The sequence below is a fragment of the Asticcacaulis sp. genome, from assembly GCF_027484505.1.
Lineage (GTDB): Bacteria > Pseudomonadota > Alphaproteobacteria > Caulobacterales > Caulobacteraceae > Asticcacaulis.
On record NZ_JAIXSV010000309.1, the window covers coordinates 1 to 3,206 of the forward strand.

Here is a 3,206-nt window from a genome sequence, read left to right on the forward strand (position 1 = left end):
CCTGGAACTGCGCGGGGCCGGCGAAATGCTGGGCACCAAACAGTCAGGCATCCCCGAATTCCGGCTGGCCGACATCGCGGTGCATGGCGAGCTGTTAGCCGTGGCGCGGGATGACGCCAAACTGATCATCACCCGCGACCCGGAGTTGGAGACGGAACGCGGCAAGGCACTGCGGACGCTGCTGTACCTGTTTGAGCGGGATGCGGCGGTGAAATATCTGCGGTCGGGGTGAGGGGTGGGGCAGCCTTGATGGTCTGTGTATTCGATTGTATATACAAATCCTGAATGTATAGAAGACCCTCGACCCAAGCACATAGCCGTTAGCGGGATTTTCTGCGACTGCCCTCCCCCTTTCGCCCTTCGGGGCTAAGACAGGGGTTCGCACCTTCACTGCCTCCCCCGCGAAAGCGGGGGTCCAGGGGCCAAAGGGAACCTAAGCGCAGTGCTTGTGGCTCCTGGATCCCCGCTTTCGCGGGGGAGGCAAGTGGGTGCAAGAGGTTAACTCAGCGCCGATTGGCTTGTCACCGGAATGTGGAACGGTTCGTGACCTATGGCGTGGTGGCCGACATGGTCCTGGCGGTCGTCTGGACACCGCGCGGTGACGCCATCCGCCTGATTTCGGCAAGAAAGGCCAACGAAGATGAACTAAAAGCCTATCACGCGGCGGTTGCCGGACCCGAACCGGACATTGCCTGACCTTTCGGCCCTGCGCGACATGGATGACGCTTCCATCGCCCGCGCCGTCGCCGAAGACCCCGACGCCGCCCCCCTAGCCGATGCCAAATGGTTCGACGCCGCCCGCCGGGTGGAACCCAGGAACAAGGTTGCCGTGTCGCTGCGCGTGGATGCCGACGTGCTGGAGTTCTTCAAATCGAAGGGCGGCGGGTATCTGACGCGGATGAACGGGGTGCTGCGGGCTTACATGGAGCATGAACGGGACAGGGCGTGACACGGCAGAAGAGGCCAGGCACCGAAAACTGCTTATTGAGCGTGGTGCCTAAATCTTTGGAGGCCTATGCTGGCCTTTCTCGCATCCAACTGCGAGAGGCAGGTGTGAACAGCAAAATGATGCCCAGAAGTTGCGCCAGGGTTTGAGCCAGGGTGATCAAAGATGCGCCCACCAGAACCCCATCCGTGAACATCTTGATGATCATCGGAACGCCGAGAACAAACATCACGATGAGTATCCACATGGCCACTTTGCTTCGCCGACGTGACACAAGGAAGGTCAAAAGCAGGATGACGCCGATCGTGAAAGCCTGAATTCCCAGCACAAACTGGGTGCTACCCAAGGCCATCAATTGCTGCCAACCAATGAGGGTTTGAATAGGACCCAATGCCAGCGATGCGAGAACAAGTCGTTCGAACATGATGATGTTTTTGGGTCGCATATATTCCCTCCAGCTCCAGAGAATGGAAATATACATCGGATCGATATGGATTCCGCTAATCTTCGGTTATGGAGAGCAAATCATTTATAAATTTCCCTCATGTGGCAACGCAGGTTTGGAGATGTCTGGTTCGGTCAACCCTCATTCTAACAAGCAACCATTCTGTACCCCTACCCCCGACCCAACAAATCCCGCACCTTCCGCGCGAAACTCTTCATCTGGAACGGCATGGTCATCACGTGCATGCCCAGTCCCAGACGGCCATGGTTCAGCACGGCGTTTTCGACGTAGCCGTCGATGAACAGCAACTCCAGGTCGGGGCGGCAGCTAGTTGACGACCGTGTTTATCAGCGCCAATCCGTCACATCGAAAAACACGGCGATCTTCCGGCCCTGTCCGTCGGCCATGATGTGGCGGGCGTAGGTCTTGTCGTGAACGGTCACTGTGGAAGCGTCCGCCTGTGTCCATCCCTGGAACAGAGTGGTGATCGTCTTGTCCACGGCAGCGCTGCCTTCCTGCGCCGTTGTTATTCCCGTGAAGGTGAAAGCTGTCTCCACCATGTCGCCATTGCCTGTTCCAGGCGGCAGGACACTGGTCGTCCGCAGCCTTGCCAACGCCTCCGCGTTCAGCTTTAGCGCATCGGCATTGCCCGCACGACGGGCGATATTGAACCAATATTTAGATGCCTGCGGCCCATCTTCGGGTCCGAGCCGGCCCATAAAACCAAGCATTCCCATGGAATAGGCAGCGGCACCGTATCCGTTGGCGGCTAGATAGCGCGTGATCCGTATCGATTTTGCCTTCTGTTCGGGTGGCGCACTCCCCATCCGCATCAGGACGGCAAATTCATTGGCTGCCTCAAAACTGCCCAGCGCCGCGGCTTTGCGGAACCGGTCCAGCGCAGTAGGGACGTCGATCGTGCTTCCCTGGAGTTGGGCGGCCTCATGCCCCTGGCGCAGCAGTTCTGCCGCTTCAGGCGGCTCAGGTGGGGATATAACTGGTCCCTCCACCGGCAACGCAGGCAGCGCATCCACCGGGGTCTTCAGCGCCAGTTCCAATGGGCCAGGATTCCGTCCGCCAGCCGACACCGGCCCGATACCAGCAAGGACCAGAAGCATGACAAGCGAAAAGCGCCGCAACATCGGAAACCTCAGGCCCATGATTGAAGAGGCATATATTAGTTCCCCCTGGTGGCGATTGATATGTCTTTCATTATCAACCCGGACCGATCACCGACTTTTCCCGTGAGCAAAACTACCCCCGCGCCACCAAATCCCCCACCCTCCGCGCGAAGCTCTCCATCTGGAAAGGCTTCGTCATCACATGCATCCCCAGTTCCAGATGCCCATGGTTCGGCAAGGCGTTTTCCGCGTAGCCGGTGATGAAAAGCGCCTACAGGTCGGGCCGCCCGGCAAGCCGACATCGGTAACCAACAGGTCGATCATGCGGCCTCGCTCAGTTGAGGGGCGCAGCCTCCTGTCGCCGTCTTCCACGTTCCCCAAAGCGCCATCGCTTGCCCGCGCTCGCCCGGATGGTCCAGAATGCGGCGCCCAATAGCCTGCCCCATGTCCTGAGTTTCCCCATGCCCCACGCCCCCTCCTGGTACGCCGCCACGGCCCACCCTGCCCCCGCCCGCCCGCCGCTGGTGGGTGATGTCACGACCGATGTCTGCGTCGTCGGCGGTGGCTATACAGGCCTGGTCACGGCCATTGAGCTGGCGGCCAAGGGCATGTCGGTCACCATTCTGGAGGCCGAGTCCGTGGGCTGGGGCGCTTCCGGGCGCAATGGCGGGCAGTTGATCACCGGGTTCAACAA

The 3,206-nt window shown here is 59.8% G+C and carries 6 protein-coding genes and 1 pseudogene; 4 read left to right on the forward strand and 3 right to left on the reverse strand.

What is annotated here, in order from left to right; all coding sequences use genetic code 11:
* The 3 genes and pseudogenes from Q0072_RS18340 to Q0072_RS18350 all read left to right on the forward strand — a co-directional run.
* Window positions 1–232 (forward strand): annotated as a pseudogene (locus tag Q0072_RS18340) (hypothetical protein); the annotation flags it as partial.
* Window positions 233–531: 299 nt separating this feature from the next.
* Window positions 532–696, forward strand: a complete 165-nt coding sequence (locus Q0072_RS18345) for a BrnT family toxin (RefSeq protein WP_298333002.1) — start codon at window positions 532–534, stop codon at window positions 694–696.
* A complete protein-coding gene (locus Q0072_RS18350; RefSeq protein ID WP_298333003.1) occupies window positions 689–949 on the forward strand; it encodes a BrnA antitoxin family protein in 261 nt (86 codons plus the stop codon). Before Q0072_RS18345 ends, Q0072_RS18350 begins: the two co-directional genes overlap by 8 nt.
* A gap of 64 nt (window positions 950–1,013) precedes the next feature.
* Here the strand turns inward: Q0072_RS18350 and Q0072_RS18355 are convergent, their stop codons facing one another.
* The 3 genes from Q0072_RS18355 to Q0072_RS18365 all read right to left on the reverse strand — a co-directional run bounded on the left by Q0072_RS18355 (window position 1,014) and on the right by Q0072_RS18365 (window position 2,533).
* On the reverse strand, window positions 1,014–1,391 hold the full coding sequence (locus Q0072_RS18355; RefSeq protein WP_298333004.1) for a hypothetical protein: 378 nt from the start codon (window positions 1,389–1,391) through the stop codon (window positions 1,014–1,016).
* A 170-nt stretch (window positions 1,392–1,561) separates the two neighbouring features.
* A complete protein-coding gene (locus Q0072_RS18360) occupies window positions 1,562–1,699 on the reverse strand; it encodes a hypothetical protein (protein WP_298333005.1) in 138 nt (45 codons plus the stop codon).
* A 39-nt stretch (window positions 1,700–1,738) separates the two neighbouring features.
* Window positions 1,739–2,533 carry a hypothetical protein gene (locus tag Q0072_RS18365; RefSeq protein ID WP_298333006.1) on the reverse strand — a complete coding sequence of 265 codons (795 nt, stop codon included), beginning with the start codon at window positions 2,531–2,533 and terminating at the stop codon, window positions 1,739–1,741.
* A 440-nt stretch (window positions 2,534–2,973) separates the two neighbouring features.
* Between Q0072_RS18365 and Q0072_RS18370 the strand changes: the two genes are divergently transcribed.
* Window positions 2,974–3,206: FAD-dependent oxidoreductase (locus Q0072_RS18370; protein ID WP_298333007.1), on the forward strand; the 233-nt coding region annotated here is incomplete at its 3' end.